This is a genomic window from Mesorhizobium sp. M5C.F.Ca.IN.020.29.1.1 (assembly GCF_003997375.1).
Taxonomy (GTDB): domain Bacteria; phylum Pseudomonadota; class Alphaproteobacteria; order Rhizobiales; family Rhizobiaceae; genus Mesorhizobium; species Mesorhizobium wenxiniae.
The window spans coordinates 1-6,270 of the sequence record NZ_RZSW01000377.1 but is presented as its reverse complement, the minus strand read 5'-3'; the positions used below and the strand labels follow the sequence as shown (position 1 = coordinate 6,270).

At 63.0% G+C, this 6,270-nt stretch carries 4 protein-coding genes; all 4 read right to left on the bottom strand.

Annotated elements, in window-relative coordinates:
* A partial coding sequence (locus EOA85_RS24565) for an alpha-amylase family glycosyl hydrolase (protein ID WP_127211496.1) occupies nucleotides 1–1,175 on the bottom strand: 1,175 nt, incomplete at its 3' end.
* A complete protein-coding gene (glgX, locus tag EOA85_RS24560; RefSeq protein WP_127211495.1) occupies nucleotides 1,165–3,213 on the bottom strand; it encodes a glycogen debranching protein GlgX in 2,049 nt (682 codons plus the stop codon). The genes glgX and EOA85_RS24565, both read right to left, overlap by 11 nt.
* 73 nt (nucleotides 3,214–3,286) lie before the next feature.
* Entirely contained in the window at nucleotides 3,287–4,915 is a 1,629-nt protein-coding gene (locus EOA85_RS24555; protein WP_127211494.1) for an alpha-D-glucose phosphate-specific phosphoglucomutase, read from the bottom strand.
* Between the two features lie 3 nt (nucleotides 4,916–4,918).
* Nucleotides 4,919–6,270 (bottom strand): glycogen synthase GlgA (gene glgA, locus EOA85_RS24550; protein ID WP_127211493.1); only part of this gene is annotated, 1,352 nt, incomplete at its 5' end.

Here is a 6,270-nt window from a genome sequence, read left to right as displayed (position 1 = left end):
ATGCCGTAAGGATCGCGCAGATCCTCGAACGCCAATTCCGCCTCCTCCAGCCCGAGCTCCTCGCCCTGATAGAGGCAGATCGATCCACGCAGGCATGACAGCAGCGCGATCGAGAACTTCGCCGTCCTTTCCAGATCGCCGCCGGGCCTCGTCCAGCGTGTCACATGGCGAACGACATCGTGGTTGGAAAACGCCCAGCAGACCCAGCCGTCGAAAACCGTACTCTCGAAAGCCTCGACACATCCGCGTATATGCGCCGCCGAGAATTGCGGACCGAGCAGGTCGAACGTGTAGCACATGTCGAGCTTGTCCCCGCCGCCGGTATAGGCGGCGAGCGTCTGCAACGAACGGGTTTCGTCGCCGACCTCACCGACAGCGGCGCGGCCCTCATATTCGTCGAGCAGCGCCCGAAAACGCTTGAGGAAAGCGAGGTTTTCGGGCTGCGTCTTGTCGAACAAATGCTCCTGATAGAGGTAGGGATTGGTTTCGGTGTTCGTGCCGGCGACGCTCGACGCAAGGGGCGGGTTGCTGCGCAGCCAGCGGTCATGGACATAGTAGTTGACCGTATCGAGCCGAAACCCGTCGACGCCGCGCTCCAGCCAAAACCGCACCGTCTCCAGCAGGGCGTCCTGAACCTCCGGATTGTGGAAATTGAGGTCCGGCTGCGAGGCGAGGAAATTGTGCATGTAGTATTGTCTGCGGGTCGCGTCCCACTCCCAGGCGGGGCCGCCGAAGACCGACAGCCAGTTGTTGGGCGCGCTGCCGTCAGGACTCGGATCGGCCCAGACATACCAGTCCGCCCTAGGGTTATCGCGGCTCGCGCGGCTTTCGACGAACCATTCGTGCCGGTCGGACGAATGCGACAGGACCTGGTCGATAATGACTTTCAGGCCGAGACGGTGCGCCTCGGCGACCACCGCCTCGAAATCCTCTGATGTGCCGAACATCGGATCGACGGCTGTATGGTCGGACACGTCGTAACCCATATCGGCCATCGGCGACTTGAAGAAGGGCGACAGCCAGACGGCGTCGACGCCAAGCGATGCGACATGAGCCAGCCTTGAGGCAATGCCGCGCAGATCGCCACTGCCGTCCCCTGTCGTGTCCTGGAAGGAGCGCGGGTAGATCTGGTAGATGACGCAGCCGCGCCACCACTCGGCGTTGTCATTTGCCACCGCCGTTCTCCTTTATCTGAGCCTGCGCGGCCTTGTGTTCGATCATAAAACTCACCGTTCGCCCCGGCACCGGCCGTGAAACTCCTGCTGCGCTGTCCGGTGTTTCGATGGCTGGCTCCCAGCGAAATCCGTCGCGCTCCGGCAGCGTGAACATACACGCCCGGCGATCGCCATTGATGACCACGGCAAGGCGGCAATCATCGCCGCCGAGCATCATGATCAGGCGGTACCGCCCCGAATCGTGCCAGCCTGCCTCATCGAGCGGCATGCCGGTTTCAGTGAGCCAGATGACATCCGGTATCTCTGACCCGGGCCGCGGCTCTCCGGTCAGCAAGCGCGTGTCGGAAAGCGCCGGCATGGAACGACGCATCGCGGCGAGCAAAACGACGCATTGTTCCAACGCTTGGTCACGCCCGGTCCAGTCGAGCCAGGTGATCTCGTTGTCCTGCGCATAGGCATTGTTGTTGCCCTTCTGGGTGCGGCCGAATTCGTCGCCGGCGGTCAGCATGACCGTGCCGCGCGAGGCAAACAGTGTCGCGAGCAGCGCACACTGGTCATCGAAACGGGCCGTAACGATCCGCCGGTCGCCGGTCTCACCCTCGACGCCATTGTTCCAGGACAAGTTGTCGTCGTGGCCATCGCGGTTCTGCTCGCCATTGGCCTCATTGTGCTTGTGCTCGTAGGCAACAATGTCGGCCAGCGTCATGCCGTCATGCGCGGCGATGAAATTGACGCTGCGGCTTGTCTGCTGGCCTGGCTTGGCAAACACGTCGGACGAGCCGGCAAGCCGGGTCGCCAGCGCGCCGACCATGCCGATATCGCCGCGCCAGAACCGGCGGATGTCGTCGCGATATTTGTCGTTCCATTCGAGGAAGGGCGGCGCAAAATTGCCAAGCTGATAGCCGTCCGGGCCGATATCCCAAGGCTCAGCGATCAGCACCCTGTCAATAAGGTCCGGGTCGTTCCGAATAGCCATAAGCAACGGTGCCGCCGCGTCGAATACGCCATCGACCCGACCCAAAATGGGCGCCAGATCGAAGCGGAAACCGTCGACGCCAGCATGGCGGACAAAGTAACGAAGCGTGTCGAGGACCATTTCCTGGACGATCGGATGATCACAAGCGACCGTGTTGCCGGTGCCGGTGTCGTTAGCCAAGCTGCCGTCCGGCCAATGCCGGAAGTAGGTGCTGCTGTCGAGGCCGCGCAGCGACAGCGTCGGCCCAAGCCTGTCGCTTTCGCCGGTGTGGTTGAAGACGAGGTCGAGGATGACGCCGATGCCGGCCTCACGCAGCGTGGCGACCGTCTGCCTCAATTCCGCGAGACCGCCGGGCGCCAGGCGCGGATCGAGCGCCATGAAGGTCACGGGGTTGTAGCCCCAGGCATTACGCAGCCCGAGCGGCGGCAGATGCCGCTCATCGATCGATCCCGTCACCGGCATCAGTTCGACCGCCCCGACCCCGAGTTTTTTCAGGTGCTCGACGATGGCCGGATGGCCAAGAGCTGCAATCGTTCCGCGCTGGGGCTTCGGGATGTCCGGATGCAGCATTGTGAAGGCGCGCACCGGCACTTCGTAGATCAGGCCACCGGGCTGGAATAGCGGCGGCAAGGCAGGCACCGGTTGCGGCAGGGTGGCGGCAATCGCTTTCGGCAGCAGCGGCGCGGTATCGGTGCCCTCGCCCCGTCGTGCGGCGAGCCTGATGTCATAGACATAAGGCCTGTCGATCTCGACGGCATATGGGTCGACCAGCAGCTTGTCGGGATCGAACCAGGGCCCTTTCTCGGGCGCATAGTCGCCATCGGCGCGAAACCCGTATCGGGTGCCGGCAGCGAGGCCGGCAACGAAAAGCGCGTGAACGCCCTCGCCTTCCGGCCGGAGTTCGAGCCGGTCGATCTCCCTGTTACCCTGCTCATCGAAGATTGAGACCCAGAGCCGGCTGGCCGCAGACGACCATACGGCAAAGCGAATGCCACCTTGCCCGACGAATCCGCCAAGTCGCGGCCGATAACCGGCCGGTATTCTATCTTCCTGTTTGACCATGATCCTTTCCGAAAACCGGCTCCCACTTTTCGCTGACGCGGACCGTCGGTTCGGGATCATGGTCTAGATGGCATCAGGTAATCACGCTCGGCTTGGCGCGGCCGGTATGGCTGCGAATCCCGGCAATATCATCGGCTGCCGCAATCAGATCGGCAAGCGCCTCCTGCGTGTCGAGATCGTGCCTGGACGTGTCCGGCTCGTAGCGCTCGATATAGAGGCGCAGCGTCGCGCCCGAGGTGCCGGTGCCGGAGAGACGAAAGACGACGCGCGATCCGCCTTCGAACAGCACCCTGATGCCCTGGTTCTTGGCTATCGAGCTGTCGACCGGGTCGTGGTAGGCGAAATCATCGGCGCTGGCGATCTTCATGCCACGCACGCTGGTGCCGGGCAGTGATGCGAGTTTCGTCCGCAATTCGTCGACCAGCGCATTGGCGCGGTCGGTCTCGACCTCCTCATAGTCGTGGCGCGAATAGTAATTGCGGCCATAGGCGGCCCAGTGCTCGGTGACAATCTGCTTGGCGCTTTCGCCCCGGGCAGCAAGGATATTGAGCCACAAAAGTACGGCCCACAGCCCGTCCTTTTCGCGGACATGGTTGGAGCCGGTTCCCGCACTTTCCTCGCCGCAGATCGTTGCCATGTCGGCATCGAGCAGGTTGCCGAAGAATTTCCAGCCGGTCGGCGTTTCATAGATGCCGATGCCGAGCTTTTCGGCGACGCGATCGGCCGCGCCGCTGGTCGGCATCGAGCGCGCAATGCCTTTCAGCCCGGCCTTGTAGCCCGGTGCCAGATGGGCGTTGGCGGCGAGCATGGCCACCGAATCCGACGGGGTGACGAAAATGCCCTTGCCGATGATCAGGTTACGATCGCCGTCGCCGTCGGAAGCAGCGCCGAAATCCGGCGCATCCGGTCCCATCATCTCGTCATAGAGGTGTTTGGCATGGACCAGGTTGGGGTCTGGGTGGTGGCCGCCGAAATCGGGCAGAGGGATGAAGTTGCGGGCGGTACCGTTCGGCGCGCCGAGCCGGTTTTCCAGAATCTCTTTGGCATAGGGACCGGTCACGGCATGCATGGCGTCGAAGCGCATGCGGAAACCCGATTTGAACAACGCACGCAAGGCATCGAAATCGAACAGGCTTTCCATCAGCTCGGCATAGTCGGCGACCGGGTCGATCACCTCGACCGTCATGCCGCCCGCCTCGACGGTGCCGATCGTGTCGAGATCGACCGTGCCGATGTCCGCGATCTTGAAGCTGGAGATCACCTTGGTCTTGGCGAAGATCGCGTCGGTCAGCTTTTCCGGCGCCGGCCCGCCATTGTCGGCATTGTATTTGATGCCGAAATCCTCGTGCGGGCCGCCCGGATTGTGGCTGGCCGACAGGATGATGCCGCCGAAGGCTTTGTATTTGCGGATGACATTGGACGCTGCTGGCGTCGACAGGATGCCGCCCTGTCCGACCATCACCTTGCCGAAGCCGTTTGCCGCCGCCATGGCGATGGCCTTCTGGATAACTTCGCGGTTGTAGAAGCGGCCGTCGCCGCCGATCACCAGGGTCTTGCCCTCGAACCCGTCCAACGCATCGAAGATCGACTGTATGAAGTTCTCGGCATAGTGCTCCTGCTGGAACACCGGTACTTTCTTGCGCAGCCCGGAAGTGCCGGGCTTCTGGTCTAAGTAGGGTTTGGTGGCGACGGTGCGTATCATGCGTCAGACAGCCCTTTTCGAAAGCAGCAAGCGATAGAGTTCAAGGTATTTTTCTGCGCTTTTGTCCCACGACACATCGGCCTTCATGCCTTGCCGCTGCATCGACGTCCAGATCGTGGGGCTGGCATGCGCTTCCACCAACCGGCGGATGGCGTGCAGCAAGGCGCCGGCATCGGCGGGCGCGAACTGGAAGCCGGTCGCCACACCTGCCGAAACGGCCGCTTCATTGGCGTCGATGACCGTGTCGGCAAGGCCGCCGGTGCGGGCGACGACCGGCACACAGCCATAGCGCAGGCCGTAGAGCTGCGTCAGCCCGCAAGGCTCGAAACGCGACGGGATGACGATGGCGTCACAGCCGCCCTGCATGGTGTGGGACAGTCCCTCGTCGTAACCGACAACGACGCCGATGCGACCGCGATGGCGGGCGACGGCGGCCAGCAGCGCGCCTTCGAGGCCGGCATCGCCCGACCCCAGGATCGCCAGGCGTGCGCCCCTCGCAATGATCCCGTCGATCACCGTCGCCAGTATGTCCATGCCCTTCTGCCAGGTGAGCCGGCTGATGACGCAGACGATCGGACTGTCGTCGCGGTCGAGATTGAAACGATCTTCGACCGCGGTCCGGTTGGGATGCCGCGCCTTCAATGTCTTGGCCGTGTAATTGGAGACGAGATGCTTGTCGGTTTCAGGGTTCCATATCTCGGTATCGATGCCGTTGACGATGCCATAGAGATCGACGGATCGCATGTTGACGAGGCCATCGAGCCCCATGCCGAATTCCGGCGAGCGGATCTCCTGCGCATAGGTCGGGCTGACTGTGGTGATGGCCCAGGCGGCCTGCAGGCCGGCCTTGAGGAACCCGACGCCGCCATAATATTCGACGCCGTCGAGCGCCATGGCCGCCGCCGGCAAGCCAAGCTCGCCAAAGATGCCGGCGCCGAACTGACCCTGGAAAGCGAGGTTATGGACGGTGATCATCGACGGCGTGCCGACCGCCTTGCCGTAGCGCATATAGGCCAGCGTCATCGCCGATTGCCAGTCATGGGCATGGACGATGTCCGGCTGGTAGCCCGAGATGGCGCCGCCGGCGATGTCGCCGCCAACCTGGCTCAAGGCCGCGAAACGCCGCCAATTGTCCGGCCAGTCGGCGCCGGTGGCATTGCCATAGGGACCGCCGGGGCGATCGAACAGATGCGGCGCGTCGAGCACGAACAGGTCGAGCCCGGCAATCTGGACAGCATGGACCGAAGCCTTGCCGCCCTGCAGCAGCGGATATTGGTGAACGGGTTTTTTCTTCTTGAAGGTGTCCATCACTTGGGGATAGCCGGGAACAAGCGTGCGCATCGTCACGCCCTTGC

Bases quoted from the DNA above. Each gene is read 5' to 3' on its own strand.
- glgX (WP_127211495.1), bottom strand. From the start codon at position 3,213: ATGGTCAAACAGGAAGATAGAATACCGGCCGGTTATCGGCCGCGACTT.
- EOA85_RS24555 (WP_127211494.1), bottom strand. From the start codon at position 4,915: ATGATACGCACCGTCGCCACCAAACCCTACTTAGACCAGAAGCCCGGC.